This window comes from Lactobacillus sp. ESL0677, assembly GCF_029392875.1.
GTDB lineage: Bacteria > Bacillota > Bacilli > Lactobacillales > Lactobacillaceae > Lactobacillus.
This window is the reverse complement of sequence record NZ_CP113946.1, coordinates 617,395-635,935: the sequence shown is the minus strand read 5'-3', so window position 1 is coordinate 635,935 and position 18,541 is coordinate 617,395. Positions and strand designations below refer to the sequence as shown.

Genomic DNA, 18,541 nt, shown 5'->3' with positions numbered 1-18,541 from the left:
CTGGCTTCATCCTATGTTATACTAAAATTAAGTTTTTAAGGAGAAAAAATGAACTTTATTGCAATGGACTTCGAAACCGCTAATCATCATCCAGAAAGTGCATGTTCACTAGCGCTAGTAATGGTCCGAAATAACAAAATAGTTGACCGTTTTTATACTGTAATTAATCCGCAAATGCCGTTTGATGCGCACAACATTCAAATACATGACATTACGGCAACTGATGTGCAAGATGCCCCAACAATGGCAGAAGTATGGCCACAAATTAAGGAGCTTTACCAACCAGGGATGCTAGTAGCAGCCCATAATGCCCGCTTTGATACTAACGTCATGCGCCAAAGCCTAGCGCGCTACGATATTCAAGAACCACATTACTTTGTGATTGACACTTTACAAACTAGTAAGTTATTCGAGCCAGACTTGCATGACCACAAGCTGGATACGGTCTCAGAGGCTTTAAGCGTAGAGTTGTGGCACCACCATAATGCCCTCAGCGACAGCGAGGCCTGCGCTGGTATTTTAATTGCCCAAGATAAGCAATTTGGCGATGACGCAATTAAAAATTTGGTTTATCAGATATAAAATAACCTTGATAGTCTTAACTATCAAGGTTATTTTTGAGTTATTAAATTTTTAATTGGTAATTACCTGACTTAACAATTCCACTGGCGCATGTAATTCTGCGCCTTCTGCCAGCCGCTCTCGATAGTGCAAAGTCAACAATTGTGACAAAACAATTATTACATCACTACGTGGCCCCGCAATATACTGCTGATGTTTGTTTGTCGTTTTTATTACTAATTTTTTCGAAAAAGCAGACTTATCTAAATCAGGTCTGCCCTCTAAGAATACACAGAGATCCTTTAATTTCTCATCTTGGGTAATTAGATCCCACACCTGATTAAGCAACGCCCATACACTCACTTTATTGTTAGTAATGGTATTAATTTCACAACAATGTTCAACTGTATACTGATTAATTTCTTGCTCTGTCATAACTGACTGACCATCGCACAAAAAGACCACCCGTTGGCTAGCAAAAGTTGGCGCATTTTGCTTTTTCTTAAAAATATCAAATGTTGTAAAAGCAAGATATCTTTTAGTAGGATCGTTAACCTTATTTAAAATAAAGTGACCAGCATTAAAGTCGGCTGGTAATGAGTACGCAGACAGTAAAGTTGTTCCTGATTCATCAAAAAGATTGATTTGTTGGTTTTTTTCATCAAATTGCCACTTGCGTTCCCCAGGCAGAAAGCCTAATTTAGCAGGATAAGTTAAAGTATGATCAACATTAAAGATAACTGTTAGGTAGTTTTCTGGTTCGCCACCTATTAAAAAAACTCTCCACCAACCATTAATAGGGCCATCTTTTTTTCCTTGAACATTATAACCGCTCTGAAACAAAAATATTTTATTTTTGGCAAATTGAAAAAATTCTTTTTCATTCATTAATGTTATCCCCTATTTATGCTTAAACCATGATTCAGTATTGCGTTGCGAATGTTGGAAAAGCGTATTTACCTGTCGTCCATGTTGTATTTGCTCTGGAAATAATTTATACAAAATATAATTTGCTATTGCCATTTCCCAATTACCTAAACCTGACAGCTCTGGATGCAATTTACTATCCATTACATCTTGCGTAACTAATTTAACAAAAATTGTTAAATATTCTAGTAAGACTTTTCTTGTACCAATAAGAACCCCTGTATTTAATAATTGTAAATAACGATTACGATCAAGAAAATTTTTCATATAAGCTGGTAAGCCATCATGAGTAATTATTGGAACAGTCAAATCATTATTTTCATCACCAACATATATTTTGTCGTCTTCAATGTCATCAAAGGGATAGTTCATCATTTCAACATCCCCAGCATCAACCAGTGCCGCTTTTTCAATTTCCGGATGCTGTAACAGATATTCAAGCGTAACCACCCAGCGCAAAAAGTAAATCTTCCCCACTGGATACTTATCAGTTAAATCCACTTTAACAATTTTTTGCAAAGGTGGTACCTTGCCAGTATTTGTAAAATTAATTAATGTATGTAATTCAATACCAAATCTAGCCACAGATTCTTGTAATGTATGAGTTAGCTCAACAGCATCGGTGTTTGTTACCGTTCGATTATGATTTGTATCATATAAATTAATAAAGAACTGGGTAATCACGACATTCTTTTTATCCATACTAAACTCCTGTTTTTAAATATAACTTAGTTTATTATAGACTATTAAATAACCTATCTGCAATATTAAAAATAATAAATATAAACATATATTAAAGCGATATAAAAGCAGAGCCATAATTAAACGGTTCTGCTTTTATTATATTACTTAACTTTAGCTAATATTTCATTAACCCAAGTTTGATTGCGAATACCTTGGGGCTTAAATTCAATTATCCGTTTGGTTGACTGCCAACGATCATCAACGCGACTAATTACTAACTGTAAATAATCACTAGGCAAATCTGCTTTGATTATCTGTGGCCACTCAATCACAACTAGTCCAGGTTCTGCCAAATAACTGTTTAAATCAATTGAGGCCAGATCATCATTTTCTAAACGGTAAAAGTCCATGTGAAATAACGGTAACTTGGCCTCGCGGTATTCACGCACAATGGTAAATGTTGGACTCTTCACCGGACGCTTAACGCCCAATGCCCGACCGATACCTTGCGTTAACGTTGTTTTGCCTGCACCCAAGTCACCATTTAGCAATAATAAGTCGTGTGGCTGCGCTGTTTGCGCAATGGCTGCCCCAATTTGCTGCATTTCAGCAGCAGAATTAACTTCCAATTTCATTATTTTTGCTCATCCCCCAAAAGTGCCTGCGCAGCTGTCAAAATCGCCATATGATAAATATCCTGACTGCTAGCACCGCGCGATAAGTCATTGACTGGTGCGGCCAGCCCTTGCAAAATTGGTCCAATTGCCGTGAAATTGCCAAGTCGCTGCGCAATTTTATAAGCCAAATTACCCGATTGCAATTCTGGGAAAATAAAAATATTTGCCTGACCCTTAAGTGGTGAGGTTGGCGCCTTCGTTTTCGCAACTTCTGGAACATAGGCGGCATCAAACTGCAATTCGCCATCGGCAACAATCTCTGGATGTTGCTGGTGGAACAGAGCAGTAGCTTCCTGCATCTTAGCAACCATTTCTCCCTTAGCAGACCCTTTAGTTGAAAAGCTCAGGAATGCTACCTTAGGGTCAATATCAATTAGTCGCGCTGTTTGCACAGATTGGTAAGCAATCTCTGCCAAAGTGCTGCTATCGGGAGCAATATTAATCGCAGAATCAGCAAAAACATATTTTTCCTTGCCGCGTTCCATGATAAAGCTTCCAGAAACACGATGCATCCCCTTAGCCGCATGAATCAACTGTAACGCTGGACGCACAGTATCGGCCGTCGAATGAGCCGCACCCGACACCATGCCGTCAGCCTGCCCCATTTTTACAAGCATTGTGCCAAAATAATTAGGATCTTGCAGCACAGTGGCAACTTCTTGCGGTGGCAACTTCTTGCCGCGAGCAGCGCTAAATGCCGCAGCCATCTCATCTGAATGCGTGTAAGTTGCGTTATCAATAACGGTTACTCCTTGCAAATCACTGTTAGCAGCCTGCGCTATTGCCATAATCTTTTGCGGATTACCTAACAAAATCGGCTCAATTATCTTTTCTTGTGCCAGCCGTCTGGCCGCTGCAATCACCCGCTTATCGGTTCCTTCTGGAAAAACAATCCGATAATTCTTGTGACTAGCCTGTACTTTATCTTTTAATAATTCAAATACACTCATTAATCTCACCTACGCTAAATCTGCTTGTCCAACTGTCTGCGGCAGTTGCCAATCTATCGGTGTCTCGCCAAACTCTTTTAAGGCGGCATTACACCGTGAAAACGGTCGTGAACCAAAAAAGCCGCGATCAGCCGAAAATGGACTTGGATGAGCTGATTTAATCACAAAATTCTTGTTTTGGTCAATTAGTGGGATTTTATTTTGGGCAAATTTACCCCACAAAATAAAGACAACTTGACCGCGATCACTTAACGCCTTAATTGCGGCATCAGTCACTTGCTCCCAGCCTTTACCCTGATGACCATTAGCATGACCATATGGAACTGTTAAGACGGCATTTAGTAACAATACGCCTTGGTCAGCCCACTTTTTCAAATAGCCATGATTGACTGGTTGACAGCCCACATCATCGTATAGTTCACGATAAATATTTTGCAATGATGGCGGCAAATTAACCCCTGGCATCACGGCGAAGCTCATCCCCGTTGCTTGACCGGGATTATGATAAGGATCTTGCCCCAGAATGACGACTTTCGTCTGCTGATATGAGGTTAGCTTAAAAGCTGTGAAAATATGATACATATCTGGAAAAATTTGTTTAGTCACGTATTCCTGCTTCAAAAACTCGTGCAACTGATGATATTCATCACTAGCAAATACCGGTGCTAAAATTTCATCCCAGTCATTACCAATAAACTTTTTCATTCTCATAAACCCTCGCTTCCATTAACTTCAATAGTATCATGAAACCACGCGATGATTGCAATAAAATTCACTAAATTAGTAATAATCTTAAGCATCTTCTATTCAAAAAAGTAAGGTTAATATTTTTCGGGTATGTTAATATTAATTTAAAAAGTAATCAACCAAACAGATTAAAGGAGGATTGAATTTACCTTGATTAAATTAGTAGCCTGCGACCTTGATGGTACCCTATTTAACAGCCAAGTAACCATTTCTGAGGGAAACGCTGCTGCCATTCGCGCCGCCCAAAACAGTGGCATCGAGTTTTTAGTTGCAACAGGTCGTGCCCCCAAGCAATCACGGGCAGTTATTCGTGACTATGGCCTGCAAACCGGCTTTATCAACATTAACGGTGCCTTAGTTTATGATGAACATGATATTTTACAAGTCAAGCATGTCTTGCCCAAGCAAAAAGCGATTGCTGTGGCCCAGATTCTGCGTAAATACGATATTTATTTTGAAATTGTAACTGCTGACCACATTTATTCCGAGGACATTAGCAAGCGCGTCTTCAACTTGGCTAATTCACTAATTACGCTTAATCCCGGAATATCTTTTAAAGAGGCTGTAGCTATTTCTGGCGGCAGTAATGCCATGTTAAGTATGACTTTAGTTGATAGTTTTGAGCAGCTTTTTGCCGACCCTAACATTGAAATTATGAAAATAATTGCCTTTGACAGTCAGGGATATATCACATTAAACAAAGTCAAAGAGGAAATAAGACAGCTTGGCGACCTTGCAGTCACTTCCAGTGCCGCAACTAATATCGAAATCAATGATATTCATGCTCAAAAAGGAACTGCCCTGCTCGATTATGCCAAGAAAAAGGGCATTAAGCGTGACGAGGTTGCCGCAATCGGCGATAATTTAAATGATATCAGCATGATTCGTGATGCTGGAATCGGCGTGGCAATGGGCAATGCCGTTCCAGAAATTAAAAAGGCTGCCCAGATTGAAACTAAAACCAATAATGAAGATGGTGTCGGCTATATCTTAAGAAAGTTTATCAAGGATAACGCTAAGAAATAGAGGTATTACACATGCGCTACTTACTAGAGTTAAGTCAAAAATATGAATACGGGCAAATACCCGTCGCCGATGAAAGCGGCCAAATTCAGTACATTATTCAGGGCAACTTAGATAATCCCAACCATACCCTGTACTTAAAAACGCGCAATCACGAAGAAATTGGTCGGCTTTACGCTGATGGCAACGGTCTGATTTCCTCGTTTACCATTGACGTGGTTAACCATTCTCTAGTCAAAGTTAAGCGCCTCAACAGCCGTGTAACCAACCTATTTTACCTGACGCGCCTCAATTATATTGTCACTGGCAGCATTAAAAAAGGCAGCTACAAGTTTTCATTCGGGATTAAAAAGGTGGCTACAGTTAAGACAAAAGTCGGTAAAACTGGCGTAATCCTGACCTGTGACATTACTCGTCCAGAAGATGTCCCCTTCATTTTGTTAAGCGCCACGCTCTTTACGCAGTGGCACACAACTCCGTTAAAATTACCGACCTTCCCGCCAATTGGACGCAAGGTTAACGTTAATTTGAATTAGAAAAGTACCGCAAGAAAAAGAAGACGACGAATTTTATAAAGAAACTGCTGCTATAAATGCCAAAATTGAAGCAGATATAACTAGAAGAAAAGCAAACAGCGATAAAAATAATAAATAAAGCTGTTAGAGCAACTCACTCTAACAGCTTTATTTTTTACTTTTTCTACCAAGTTTATAATATGGAAATTTTACTTCTTAAATTTTTCCAATCTCGATTCTGCTATTTCTGTGTTTAATTCTTGTTCATAACGGCTAATCTGGTCCTGATCCCAATCATAGTAAGCCGCCATGTGCTTGATTACACCTACCTTAACTTCATCTATAGTATCGTTCTTAAATAGAACGTGGTACGTCCGGCGCAACAAGTAATCAACCGGGGTCAACGCCATTTCTTCATTAAGCGAATAATCAAGCGCTGCAGTCTGACCCAATGTTAAGCCCTCTGCTGGCTCAATTTCTTGTGCATGTTCAAAAATTTGGTCTGCTTCTGAGCCAAAGAGATTGGCAATTTCCGTCGCATCTTCTTGGCTAATTCCACTTTGCGTACCACGCTGGGCAATTGCTGCCAGCTCTGCTTCTACGTTATCGGAATCGAAGTCGCCACCTGCAACCTTGATTTCAGCCGAATCTTGCAAAATAAAGTCTTTACCAAACTCATCATGCTGCTTTTGCTTGATTTTAGCTAAAGCACCATTGGCCATAATCCGGTAATCTGTCAGCTTACCACCAGCTAAAGTGATCAGACCATCTTCTGCTTCTGTCAGAGAGCTACCACGCGAAACAGCAGACGGGGCCGACGTACTATCTGACACACTAGCACCACTAACGGCATCAGCAGCTTCAGTTGGACTGACTTCAGCTTCAATAAGCGGTCGAACACCGGCCCAGCTAGCTTCAATATCATCAACTGTTAGGTGAGCACTTGGATATTTTCTGTTAATAATATCCAGCAGATAATCAACGTCACTCTGTTCAACCGCTGGGTGAGCATAATCGCCGGTAAAGTCGGTATCAGTCGTACCAAAGTATGTTTTGCCTTCTCGCGGAATTGTGAAAATCATGCGGCCATCGGCAGTTCCTGAACCAAAGTAAGTTGGTTGTGGTACCTTAAGCCGTGATTGATCAACTACTAGGTGCACACCTTTAGTTGGGCGTAAACGCGGCTTCTTATAAGCCTGCTTGTCCTCTTGTCTTACAGTATCAGACCACGGCCCAGATGTATTAATCACTACATTAGCATGAATCGTAAATTCTTCGTCTGTTAATTGATCCTTAACTTTCACACCGTTCACGTGACCTTGGTCATCATGCAAAATTTCAATGCACTTCAACCGACTAACAGCAAGACAGCCTAATGTATGAGCTTTTTTGACATTTTCTACTACCAGACGCGAATCATTGTTTTGGTAGTCAAGGTAGACCCCGGCTCCCTGCAAGTTAACCGGATTCAGCTGTGGTTCACGTTTTAAAGTTTCTTCCTTATCAATTGTATAGTTGGCATATTTCATCAATGGCGAGTCGCCTTCAATGCCTGCTAAATGGTCATATAAGTCCATTGCAACCTTAACAGAAAACATGGTAAAGGTGGTCCCCGGCTCATCATAAATTGGTAAAATCATGGGATCAGGTTGGGTCATGTGTGGCGCAATATGCTGAATTACTGCCCGTTCCTTTACCGTATCTGAAACCACCTGAACGTCAAATGTTTTCAAGTAGCGAATGCCGCCATGTACTAGTCTGGTTGAGCGCGACGAAGTGCCACCGCCAAAGTCCTGCATATCAATCAGACCAGTTTTCATCTTAGCTGCAGCTGCTTGTAAGGCAACTCCAGCGCCAGTAATCCCGCCACCGATAACTAGCAGGTCTAGCTGCTCATTTTTTAAACGGTCAATTTCTTCTTTTCTTGTTGTTAACGAAAATGTCATTTTCTTCAATCTCCTAGCTTCTAATCTTCTACTTGATAAGGATGATATGAAAAGCTCTGTGCTGCTTTGACTGCTGATTGCCAGCCTGAATACAAGTTATCACGTTCTGCCGTACTCATTTGCGGCTTGAAAGTCTTTCCTACCTTCTGAATCTTTTTGATTTCATCGACATTTTTCCAAAAACCAATTGCTAAGCCAGCCAAAAATGCGGCACCTAAAGCAGTTGTCTCCAAATTGGCAGCGCGTTCAATTTCAATTCCCAAAATATCGGCTTGAAACTGCATTAAGTAATCATTATTAGCGGCACCACCGTCAACCTTGAGCTTAGGAATTGGAATACCAGTATCTACGCGCATTGTGTCAATGACATCCCGGCTTTGATAAGCCAGTGACTGCAAGGTAGCCTTGGTGAAGTCATCCCGTGAAGTACCCCGAGTTAAGCCAAAGACAGACCCGCGAACATTAGAGTCCCAATATGGTGCCCCTAATCCAGTAAAGGCAGGAACAACAAAGACTTCGTTATGGTCGGTTGAATTGCGCGCTGCTTCTTCGGATTGCGGTGCATCATCAATGATTTGCATCTGGTCACGCAGCCACTGAATTGCAGACCCAGCAACGTAAATACTACCCTCTAAGGCGTAATTTACTTTGCCATTAATGCCATAGGCAATCGTCGTTAACAAATTGTTAGCGGAGAACTTCGGCTTTTCACCCGTGTTCATCACGGTGAAGGCACCTGTACCATAGGTATTCTTAATCATCCCTGGCTCAAATGCCAATTGGCCAAACAAGGCTGCCTGCTGGTCACCAGCCATCCCAGCAATTGGCACCTGACTACCATAGAAATGATAATCTGCGGTCTGGCCATAAATTTCTGAATTGGATTTAACTGCTGGAAGCATTTTTCGTGGAATGTTAAGCAACTTCAGAATGTCATCGTCCCAGTCAAGCTTAGAAATATTAAATAGCATGGTTCTGCTGGCATTAGAATAGTCAGTAACATGAACCTTGCCGCCAGTTAACTTCCAGACCAGCCAAGAGTCAATCGTGCCAAACAACAACTCGCCTTTTTCAGCGCGCTCTTGGGCACCAGCAACATGATCCAAAATCCAGCGAATTTTAGTAGCTGAAAAGTAAGCATCAGGGATTAGACCTGTCTTTTCATGAATCAAATCTTGATAGCCGTCTTTAATCAATTGATCTGCTAACTCCGAGGTCTGCCGTGATTGCCACACAATCGCATGGTAGATTGGCAAGCCAGTCTTCTTATCCCAGATAACTGTCGTTTCCCGCTGATTAGTAATCCCAATTCCAGCTATTTGTTCTGGTTTAATCCCCGAATTAATAAAGGAATTGGCAATCGTTGATAAGACCGAATTCCAAATTTCATTAGCATCATGTTCTACCCAACCTGGCTTAGGAAAGTATTGCCGAAACTCTTTGCGTGAATCAATTACCTTTTTGCCTGCATGATCCATGATAATTGCACGCGTACTTGTCGTTCCTTCATCAATCGCTAAAATATATTTCTCGGCCATCTTTGCGTCTCCTTTTACTACTAAAGTTAATTTTAAGTAAAATTATCATTCGCTACAGTTAAAATTCTACTCCGGCTATCTCGGAAGCGCTAACATATAATAGTAATAACTTATTAGTTAAAGTTATGAATCGAGGAAAACTAATGAAATATAATTTGATGGCGATTAAATATTTCGTTGATGTGGTTGAAACGCAAGGCTTTACACCAGCTGCCAAAAGAAATTTTGTTTCGCAAACTGCCATCAGTAATGCTGTCAAAAACTTGGAAAAAGAGATTAATATTAAGCTCATTGACCGCTCCACGTCGCACTTTAAGGTTACTCCTGCGGGCGTCAACTTTTATCATTATTCTGTCGCCTTGCTCAAGCATTACTATAATTTTGGCGAAAAAGTCAGCCAGCTCAATAACTCATATAGCACTCTGCGAATCCATTATTTGCGCGGCTTTGGTCATTGGGCAATCCGGTTAGCACGAAACTTGAAAGAAGCAATACCAAAGATTCAGCTGCAATTAGATACGGAAAACTTTGCCGGCAGCATTCCTAAGTTAGATGCAAGTGATTACGATATTTTAATTGGCTTTGCGACAGCGGTCAGCAAGATCAAGGATATTCATCTTAAGAGCATTGGCACTGCCAACTTTGGCGTTTTAGTCAACAAAAATTCTCAAGAAAGCAGCACTAGTCAACCGTTGTTTCTACAAAAATGGTCGGCGACCGATAACAATGACGTCCAAACTAAGATTAGGCTGATCCTAAAAGAAATAAAGATTGCCTATGATCCTGTTATCTACCTCGATAGCTTCGACGCGGCACTAGCCAATATTGTGCTCAATCACGGCATGGCAATCTATCCTAAAGAACTGCCAATCCCCACTAATTATGCGCAAGATGTTTGCTACTTACCAAATATTCCTAGTCTGCAATATGATGTTGTCGCAATTTATAAAGACCCCACTATCAGCAAAATTTTGACTAGCAGCTTGGTAAAATGAAATAAAAATACCAGATAAGCTTTAAAACCTATCTGGTATTTTTGTATTTAATCTTTGGCAGTTGGCATTTTAATCTTTGTAATGTAATCAATATGTTTTACAAATTGCCCCTTATGCTTAATAACAACATATTGCTGATTAGGATCATAGCCGCCAAATTCCTCAAGCTTGTAAGGCAGCTTATTACCGTGTTTATCAACAGCTTGAATATTATAATAATCCTGCGTGCCTTTAGGTACCTTGGCATAGTCGGTTTGCATTGTAATAAACGGATTAAAGTAATCCTTAACCTCATCGACAAGCGGGATATGAATCATCGACAAAAGTGCAACTAGCGCTACCATTACAACCACACTATTTAAGAAAAAATTTTCAATATGCTTCATTTTGATCTCCGTCATCAATTCAAGTGTTCTATATTAATAATACAGTATTAAGCATATTTAAAATAACATGTTCATATTATATTGTCAATATCTTGCGGAATTTTTAACAGGAAGATACGTTATTATTTTCTCTTAACCGAATTTGCTTATTTTCAATTGTAATCACATCGTCACATTGCTGCCAGACTTCTTGGGCATGAGTTGCAATAATGACAGTTGCATCCCTGCCGAAATCATTGAGTAAAGAATGCAAAACCACCTTACCATTTTCCGCATCAAGGGACCCAGTAGGCTCATCCGCAAAAATCATTCTGCTTCTTATTAAAATTATAGATTACCTTACTTTTTTGATTGTTAAAACTATTAACACGTAACTTCTTAAGTGAAATATTTTTAGATTTGGCGAATTTGGTTAATTTGTCGAAAAAGACAGCCTTAGTACCATTTTTATTTGTATTGTTAAGCTCATAGTGTTTATTTACAGGCTTAACACCAACCTCAATAATTGTCGGATTATTCGGCAAGGACTCATTATCATACGACTGCAGCGTTTCTGATAACATTGCAGCGATCGTCACTGTAATTATTGCACAAAGAAAGATTTTGATTTTTCTCAGCATGTAGTTCTCCACATATTAAAGATATAAATATTATAAAAATCAGCTAATTAACCTAATATATACCATAATACTAATAAAATATAAAGCGTTTTTAATAAATGGTAGATTGTAGAATGAAGTTGAACACTTTAGTTCATTAAAAAATAAAAAGTCCATTGGACTTCTTTGATAGAATGTAATTACCACAAAACTTTCTAGAAAGAAGTTACCAATGAACTTTTTACATTCTACCATATCTACCCATCTTAAAGGCAAACATCTCTCTTTTGAAAACCGTGTTACCATCCAAGTTTTACACAGCCAGGGACAATCCTTACGTCAGATAGCTCGAACCATTAGTTGCTCGCCAACTACAATTAAAAATGAGCTTGAACGTGGACAAAAGTCACTTTATCGTGGAAAGCATTTTCGTTATGATGCCCCAACTGCTCAGGAAAGATATCAAGCTCAGCGCCGTAATTGTGGCCGTAAATGTGATTTCATAGCTAAAAGCCGTTTTATTGCTTATGTTGAACAGCACTTTTTAACGATGACTGGTCACTTGATGCCTGTGTCGGTAAAGCCTTGGCTACCGGTAAATTTACCCGTGATGAAATAGTTTGCACTAAAACTCTTTACTGTTACGTTGAACTGGGATTAATTAAAATTAAGCCCAGTGATTTGCCAGAATTATTAACGCGTAATCCTAAGTCTAAGCGGGTTCGCGTCAATAAACGTAAACTGGGGCGCAGTATTGATGAACGACCACGTGACATCTTAAAGCGTTGGGAATTTGGTCATTGGGAATGTGATTTAGTCTTAGGGCACAAGACTAAAGATGATCAAGTATTATTGACTTTGTATGAACGCATGACCCGTAAGCTTATGATTATTCCCATTAAAGATAAAACTGCCGCCAGCGTTATGACTGCCTTTAATGATCTACGTAAGCAGTACAGTGAACATTGGAACGATGTCTTTAAAACCATTACGACTGATAATGGTTCTGAATTTGCGGATTTATCCCAATTAGAACAAGTATCAAAGACATTAGTTTACTATGCCCACCCTTATACTTCATGTGATAAAGGTGGAGTTGAGCGGCATAATCGGATGATTAGGCGCTTCATTCCTAAAGGTAAGTACATCAAAGACTATACTCTAGAACAAATCTATGCCATTGAGGAATGGTGTAATAACCTGCCCAGAAAGATCTTAGCTTACCACACACCAGATGAATTATTTGAACGCAGACTGGATTACATCTATCAAATTAATTAATGTAGGTGTTCAACTTAAAATTGCAATTTACGGTTTTTAATAAATACTAATAATATCAAAAAGTAGATAGAAGCAATCTATACTTCTATCTACTATGTTAAAAATTATGAATAAATATTTATTGAATAAACTTAAGATACAAATGATCAGCAATTTTTAAAAGCAAGACATAGCCAATACCACCCATTACAGCAAACAAAGCACTTTCCAATAATCCGGTTATGTGACTACCCCAAGCCTGACAAATTGCTGTGATTATTCCAAAATAGATAAAAGTAAAAATAAAATTCCATCTTTTCTGTTTTTTGGACTTTTCAAGATATTTTAGCCTATTTTTTGCAATATAATTTCTAATAGTATTCATTTGAATCATTCCATTCTATCTGTTATTCACAAATAATCTATTTATTGGTAACCCCAGCTAACGTAACTACCTCTATTACTAAAGCTGACATAAACTCCTCGTTTTGATGCCTTACTTGCAGAACCTTTTATTACTGATTTTACAATTTGAGTAATAGCAGTTGCTCCTAATCCTTCAAGACCTACTGAAGACAATAATGATCCAACAACAGAACTGGCTGCTGTAGCACCGCCCCAAACCAAAATTTTTACTATCGCACTATTTAAATAAATAGTAAAGCCATGTTTATGGGTTTTAATATATGTTCCACCATGACGCATAAGATCTTGAGCTAAGGCTTCTTGATACCCTTTTTCACCTAGAATACCCTTAACATCTACACCTTGAGCTTCAAGTGACTTAAACATTTCTCTGTTAGAAATAGTTTTAGTTACATCTTGTTTAACAGTATTACTACTTGAAACAACCGATTGTTGATTATCCATTTCTGCAGCAAAGGTTGTACTTGCAGGTAAAATTGTACTTCCCATAATTAAACAAGCTGATAAAACAGTAACAACTTTTGCACTCTTTAGTTTCTTCATGATAAATTTCTCCTTTCAAAAATCAAAATTTGGTTTATTTGAGTATAAGCCATACAAACAATTTCAATAGTTCACTCATAATAGAGTCCTTTCTATTAATAAACTATAGACATAATCTTTAAAGCGCTTTTATCTATGTCATATGTTCATCATATACCAATTATTTTTAGAAAGCTGTGCAAATCTTGCACACTCTTTAATTCTTGAAATTATTTAGTATAATTATTGTATACTAATAATAGAAAGGATAATTTATCACATGACTACATTCGGTGAAACTATAAGACAATTACGTAAATCACGCTCAATTAGTCAAGAAGCACTATCAGCTGATCTGTTTGACCGCAGTACATTGTCCAAAATAGAAGCTGACAAAGTATTTCCTTCAAGGGAAAATGCCAATGAAATGATTGCTCGTCTCGGCTTAGGCTTAAATGAATTTGAATATGTTCAGCATGGTTATTCACCCACTAAAAAGAATAGAATTTTGTATGAACTATTTAATTTAAAATTTAGTACAGAAACCGACAAAATCAACGAGCTCATTAATGAATGTACTACCACTAATGATGGCGATCTTAAGCGAATTACGAAAATTTTACGAGCATATCTTTTGTTTAATGAACCTAATGGTTTAGCTAAAGCTAAAAAGCTAGTACAACCTATCTGGAATGACTATTTAAGTAAGATTAAAATTCTAACAATTACCGATATTTGCTTATTAAGCATGATTGCCTATGCTTTTGACTACAAAACCAACAAGCAAATTATTAGTAAAATTTTATCCACCATTGATAATTACTATCCTTTTCTTAAAACTCTTAAATTAAATGCTCTAATCAATTTAAGTAATTTACAACTTGATGAACATAATTATCAAAAAGCAAAAGAAACTTTAACTCAGGCAGCGCAATTAGCACAAAATATTAGTCAATATGACAAATTACTCCTCTGTCACTCTGAAATTGCACTTTGCGACCAAGATTATAAACAGGCAGTATATTACGCTGACTTACTTGAAAAAATTGGTGCTACTAGCATTGCTCAACCTCTAAAACAAGAGATTGAAAGCAGAAAAAAATCACACAGTTAAATTTTCTAAACTAAAAAAGGCAGCTACTGTCTCAACAGCAGCTGCCTTTTTTACATTTTATTATTCTGTAAAAATCATATTACCCGAAAGCCAAATTATCCCAACAAACAGAATGATACAAATGACTATGGCTAACAGTACACCTAATAGTAAACTAATAATAAAAGTAATGTGGCGCTTTTGGAAAAAGGTAGTAAACAAGTCCATTAAGCTCGATAAGAGCAATACTAAAACGCCAGCACCTAAGTCGAGCTTTTTGAAAATTGCTAAAACTAAAATTATTACTAGTTCACCTAGCGCAATCAACCAACCAATCTTATAAGCGCGCTCTGTCAATAATTGTTCTCTAATTGTGGTCTTGCCTTTTTCCATTATTGCAAACTCCCAACTAATTTAATTTACTACCATTTTACTAATCATATTAACATATTTTTTAGTTGTATTGACTTGCCCGAATAAATTTAACTACAGCCAAAAACCCAGCTCTGCACATGCAGAAGCTGGGTTTTTAAATATTATAATCAATAATTAGTCTTGGTAATTAACCAAAGCCAAGAATGAGTCTGGCTTAAGGCTGGCACCGCCAACTAAACCACCATCAATATCAGGCTTAGCCATTAATTCCTTAACGTTACCAGGGTTAACAGAACCACCATATTGGATGCGAACATTGGCGGCAGTTTCTTCATTATATAAGTTCTTAACTGTATCGCGAATCGTCTTGCACATTTCTTCGGCTTGGTCTGAACTAGCAGTCTTACCAGTTCCAATTGCCCAGATTGGTTCATAAGCAATTACTAAGCTAGCAACTTGTTCAGCAGATAAGTCCTTTAAGGCAGCTTCGATTTGACCAACAACCCATTCTTCTTGTTGATTGGCTTCACGTCTTTGAAGTGATTCACCACAGCAAATGATTGGGGTAATACCATTAGCAAACAAAGCCTTAGCCTTCTTGTTAATGTCTTCGTCAGTTTCATGGAAGTAACCGCGACGTTCTGAGTGACCGATAATGCAGTAGTCCATACCCATTTCTTTCAAAACTTTAGGTGAAGTTTCGCCAGTGAATGCACCTTCGTCTTCAAAGTAAGCATTCTCTGCGCCGACTTTTAATTCTGAACCCTTAGCAGCTTTTCTTAAAGCATCAAGGTCAACAGCTGGAGCACAGATTAATGCTTCAACTTTAGTAGCTTTTGGCAACTTGTCTTTAACTGCATCAACAAATTCAGTTGTTTGTTCTGGATTCATGTGCAACTTCCAGTTACCAGCAATAATTGGTGTACGCATAATAACGTCCTTTCCTAAATTTACTTGTCTGAAATGCAGGCAATTCCCGGTAATTCCTTACCTTCAAGGTATTGCAAACTTGCGCCACCACCAGTTGAGATGTGGGTAATCTTAGGTGCAATCCCTAATTGCTTAGCAGCGGCAGTTGAGTCCCCACCACCAATGATGGTTGTGGCATCTTTAAGATCTGCCAAAGCCTTACCAACTTCCAAAGTACCTTTAGCAAAGTTGGACATTTCAAAGGCACCCATTGGTCCGTTCCAAACGACAGTCTTAGCATCCTTCAAGATTTCCTTGAATTTGTCAACAGTCTTAGGACCGATGTCAAGACCCATCATGTTGTCAGGAATATCGTCACCAACAACTTCACGAGAAGCATCGTTAGAAAATTCGGTTGCAGCTAAGTTATCTACTGGTAAAACAATCTTGCCATCAGCATCTTTAAGCAATTGCTTAGCTAATTCAACCTTGTCTGGCTCAAACAATGATTTACCAATATCGTGACCTTGGGCAGCTAAGAAGGTATAAGCCATCCCACCACCGATTAAAATATGGTCTGACTTAGGAATTAAGTTAGTAATTACGTCAATCTTGTCTGAAACCTTAGCACCACCCAAAATAGTTACAAATGGGTGAACTGGGTTAGCAACAGCATCGCCTAAAAACTTGATTTCCTTTTCCATCAAGTAACCAGCGGCAACTGGCTTACCAGCCTTCTTCATTGCTTCAGCAATTCCGACGTTAGAAGCATGACTTCTGTGCGCGGTACCAAAGGCATCATTAACGTACATGTCACCAAGACTTGCCCAGTATTCACCAAGCTTAGGATCATTCTTAGATTCACGCTTACCAAAGTCGTTGTCAATATCTTGGAAACGAGTATTTTCAAGAACATCAACATCGCCATCATTCATCTTATTGATTGCGTCTTCAACTTCTTGACCTTCATTTGCAGGTACAAAAGTTACAGGCTTCTTCAAGAGTTCACTCAAGCGTTCAGCAACTGGTTTAAGTGATAATTCTTTTTTATCATCGTCAGACTTAACCCGGCCCAAGTGACTAAGTAAGATTGCCTTACCACCATGTTCGATAATATATTTAATTGTTGGCAATGCGGCAACAATTCTGTTGTCATCACCAATCACGCCATCTTTAATCGGAACATTAAAGTCAACACGAACTAAAACTTTTTTACCCTTAACATCTAAATCTGAAATAATTAATTTAGCCATCTATATCCTCCGATAACTCAATTATTTTTCTTTCAAAAAAAGGCGGAAGGAAGAATCTCCCTCCGCCTTCTCTTTTTACTATCAGCAGTAATCAAAAATTAATGATTAAAGAGTAGCAAATTTCAACAAAGTACGAATCATTTGGCAAGTGAATGAGTATTCATTGTCATACCATGAAACAGTCTTAACTAATTGGTTGTCACCTGCAGTAGTTACCATAGTTTGAGTTGGGTCATAAATGGCACCAGCAGTCATACCGATAACATCGCTTGAAACGATTTCGTCATCGTTGTATGCAAATGAAGGACTTTCGTACTTCTTAACTGCTGCGTTAACTTCATCAGCAGTAACCTTCTTGTCAAGGATTGAAACTAATTCAGTCAATGAACCATCAACAACTGGAACACGTTGTGCGTGACCGTTAACTTTACCGTTCAATTCTGGAACAACAAGACCAATAGCCTTAGCAGCACCAGTTGAGTGAGGAATAATGTTAGCTGCAGCAGCACGAGCAGCACGTAAGTTACCACCACGAACAGGTCCATCCAAGATCATTTGGGTTGAAGTGTAAGCGTGAATAGTAGTCATAGTAGCTACCTTGATGCCAAATTCTTTTTGTAAAGCATCAACCATTGGAGCCAATGAGTTAGTAGTACATGAACCAGCTGAAACGATCTTGTCGTTTGCATCCAAAGTGTCATCGTTTACTGAGTAAACAATGGTCTTCAAGTCGTTGCCAGCAGGAGCTGAAATCAAGACTCTCTTAGCGCCAGCGTCAAGGTGAGCTTGTGACTTAGCCTTGCTGGTGTAGAAACCAGTACATTCAAGAACAAAGTCAACACCGTCGTTCTTAACCCAAGGAATGTTTTGTGCTTGTGGTTCAGCGTATACGCGGTATTTCTTACCATCAACAACGATTGAGTCTTCAGTTGCTGAAACTTCGTGGTTGAAAGTACCATGAGTTGAGTCATACTTCAATAAGTGTGCCAAAAGTGCAGGGGTAGTCAAGTCGTTAATAGCAACAACTTCAATATCCTTTGACTTTTCGCCCAAATCCATGATCCGACGGAATGCTAAACGACCGATACGGCCAAAGCCGTTAATACCAATTTTAACTGTCATATTCTAAAGTCCTCCTTAAGAACTATGTAAGAA

General features: G+C 38.7%; 21 protein-coding genes and 1 pseudogene. 6 read left to right on the top strand and 16 right to left on the bottom strand.

Annotation, left to right across the window (positions count from 1 at the left end):
• The first annotated feature begins 48 nt into the window (after window positions 1–48).
• Window positions 49–582, top strand: coding sequence for a 3'-5' exonuclease (locus tag OZX76_RS03280; protein WP_277180911.1), 534 nt, complete (start codon window positions 49–51; stop codon window positions 580–582).
• Window positions 583–633: 51 nt separating this feature from the next.
• On the opposite strand, the gene OZX76_RS03275 is transcribed toward OZX76_RS03280, so the two are convergent.
• From OZX76_RS03275 to OZX76_RS03255, 5 genes are all read right to left on the bottom strand, one after another.
• Window positions 634–1,449, bottom strand: a complete 816-nt coding sequence (locus OZX76_RS03275; protein WP_277180909.1) for a hypothetical protein — start codon at window positions 1,447–1,449, stop codon at window positions 634–636.
• A gap of 12 nt (window positions 1,450–1,461) precedes the next feature.
• Complete coding sequence (locus OZX76_RS03270; RefSeq protein WP_277180907.1) at window positions 1,462–2,190, bottom strand: hypothetical protein; 729 nt, start codon at window positions 2,188–2,190, stop codon at window positions 1,462–1,464.
• A 143-nt stretch (window positions 2,191–2,333) separates the two neighbouring features.
• Window positions 2,334–2,810, bottom strand: a complete 477-nt coding sequence (gene tsaE / locus OZX76_RS03265) for a tRNA (adenosine(37)-N6)-threonylcarbamoyltransferase complex ATPase subunit type 1 TsaE (RefSeq protein ID WP_277181480.1) — start codon at window positions 2,808–2,810, stop codon at window positions 2,334–2,336.
• Entirely contained in the window at window positions 2,807–3,799 is a 993-nt protein-coding gene (gene pta, locus OZX76_RS03260) for a phosphate acetyltransferase (RefSeq protein WP_277180905.1), read from the bottom strand. Before pta ends, tsaE begins: the two co-directional genes overlap by 4 nt.
• Before the next feature lie 9 nt (window positions 3,800–3,808).
• Entirely contained in the window at window positions 3,809–4,504 is a 696-nt protein-coding gene (locus OZX76_RS03255) for a uracil-DNA glycosylase (protein WP_277180903.1), read from the bottom strand.
• Between the two features lie 192 nt (window positions 4,505–4,696).
• On the opposite strand from OZX76_RS03255, the gene OZX76_RS03250 reads away from it, so the two are divergent.
• Window positions 4,697–5,572 (top strand): Cof-type HAD-IIB family hydrolase, encoded by an 876-nt coding sequence (locus OZX76_RS03250; RefSeq protein WP_277180901.1) that lies wholly within the window; start codon window positions 4,697–4,699, stop codon window positions 5,570–5,572.
• A gap of 11 nt (window positions 5,573–5,583) precedes the next feature.
• Window positions 5,584–6,105 carry a hypothetical protein gene (locus tag OZX76_RS03245; RefSeq protein ID WP_277180899.1) on the top strand — a complete coding sequence of 174 codons (522 nt, stop codon included), beginning with the start codon at window positions 5,584–5,586 and terminating at the stop codon, window positions 6,103–6,105.
• 188 nt (window positions 6,106–6,293) lie between these two features.
• Here the strand turns inward: OZX76_RS03245 and OZX76_RS03240 are convergent, their stop codons facing one another.
• Entirely contained in the window at window positions 6,294–8,030 is a 1,737-nt protein-coding gene (locus OZX76_RS03240) for an FAD-dependent oxidoreductase (protein ID WP_277180897.1), read from the bottom strand.
• A gap of 20 nt (window positions 8,031–8,050) precedes the next feature.
• Window positions 8,051–9,568, bottom strand: a complete 1,518-nt coding sequence (gene glpK, locus OZX76_RS03235) for a glycerol kinase GlpK (RefSeq protein ID WP_277180895.1) — start codon at window positions 9,566–9,568, stop codon at window positions 8,051–8,053.
• A gap of 143 nt (window positions 9,569–9,711) precedes the next feature.
• Between glpK and OZX76_RS03230 the strand changes: the two genes are divergently transcribed.
• Window positions 9,712–10,563 (top strand): LysR family transcriptional regulator, encoded by an 852-nt coding sequence (locus tag OZX76_RS03230; RefSeq protein ID WP_277180893.1) that lies wholly within the window; start codon window positions 9,712–9,714, stop codon window positions 10,561–10,563.
• Window positions 10,564–10,610: 47 nt separating this feature from the next.
• Here OZX76_RS03230 and OZX76_RS03225 read toward each other — a convergent pair whose 3' ends face one another.
• The 3 genes from OZX76_RS03225 to OZX76_RS03215 all read right to left on the bottom strand — a co-directional run bounded on the left by OZX76_RS03225 (window position 10,611) and on the right by OZX76_RS03215 (window position 11,569).
• Window positions 10,611–10,949, bottom strand: a complete 339-nt coding sequence (locus OZX76_RS03225) for a YxeA family protein (RefSeq protein WP_277180891.1) — start codon at window positions 10,947–10,949, stop codon at window positions 10,611–10,613.
• 103 nt (window positions 10,950–11,052) lie between these two features.
• On the bottom strand, window positions 11,053–11,259 hold the full coding sequence (locus OZX76_RS03220; protein WP_277180889.1) for a hypothetical protein: 207 nt from the start codon (window positions 11,257–11,259) through the stop codon (window positions 11,053–11,055).
• The gene (locus tag OZX76_RS03215; RefSeq protein WP_277180887.1) at window positions 11,243–11,569 is read right to left on the bottom strand and encodes a hypothetical protein; all 327 of its coding nucleotides are present in this window, start codon (window positions 11,567–11,569) and stop codon (window positions 11,243–11,245) included. Before OZX76_RS03215 ends, OZX76_RS03220 begins: the two co-directional genes overlap by 17 nt.
• 211 nt (window positions 11,570–11,780) lie before the next feature.
• On the opposite strand from OZX76_RS03215, the pseudogene OZX76_RS03210 reads away from it, so the two are divergent.
• Window positions 11,781–12,829 (top strand): annotated as a pseudogene (locus OZX76_RS03210) (IS30 family transposase).
• Between the two features lie 118 nt (window positions 12,830–12,947).
• Here the strand turns inward: OZX76_RS03210 and OZX76_RS03205 are convergent.
• Entirely contained in the window at window positions 12,948–13,193 is a 246-nt protein-coding gene (locus OZX76_RS03205) for a hypothetical protein (protein ID WP_277180885.1), read from the bottom strand.
• Between the two features lie 41 nt (window positions 13,194–13,234).
• Complete coding sequence (locus tag OZX76_RS03200; protein ID WP_277180883.1) at window positions 13,235–13,777, bottom strand: hypothetical protein; 543 nt, start codon at window positions 13,775–13,777, stop codon at window positions 13,235–13,237.
• Window positions 13,778–14,036: 259 nt separating this feature from the next.
• Here OZX76_RS03200 and OZX76_RS03195 point away from each other — a divergent pair, with 259 nt between their 5' ends.
• Window positions 14,037–14,870 carry a helix-turn-helix transcriptional regulator gene (locus OZX76_RS03195; protein ID WP_277180881.1) on the top strand — a complete coding sequence of 278 codons (834 nt, stop codon included), beginning with the start codon at window positions 14,037–14,039 and terminating at the stop codon, window positions 14,868–14,870.
• A gap of 60 nt (window positions 14,871–14,930) precedes the next feature.
• On the opposite strand, the gene OZX76_RS03190 is transcribed toward OZX76_RS03195, so the two are convergent.
• The 4 genes from OZX76_RS03190 to gap form a co-directional block, all read right to left on the bottom strand.
• A complete protein-coding gene (locus OZX76_RS03190) occupies window positions 14,931–15,242 on the bottom strand; it encodes a hypothetical protein (RefSeq protein ID WP_277180879.1) in 312 nt (103 codons plus the stop codon).
• A 156-nt stretch (window positions 15,243–15,398) separates the two neighbouring features.
• Entirely contained in the window at window positions 15,399–16,154 is a 756-nt protein-coding gene (gene tpiA, locus OZX76_RS03185; protein WP_277180877.1) for a triose-phosphate isomerase, read from the bottom strand.
• 20 nt (window positions 16,155–16,174) lie between these two features.
• Window positions 16,175–17,386 (bottom strand): phosphoglycerate kinase, encoded by a 1,212-nt coding sequence (locus OZX76_RS03180; protein ID WP_277180875.1) that lies wholly within the window; start codon window positions 17,384–17,386, stop codon window positions 16,175–16,177.
• Window positions 17,387–17,491: 105 nt separating this feature from the next.
• Window positions 17,492–18,508: a type I glyceraldehyde-3-phosphate dehydrogenase gene (gap, locus tag OZX76_RS03175; protein WP_277134490.1), complete on the bottom strand. Its 1,017-nt coding sequence runs from the start codon at window positions 18,506–18,508 to the stop codon at window positions 17,492–17,494.
• Window positions 18,509–18,541 lie beyond the last annotated feature (33 nt).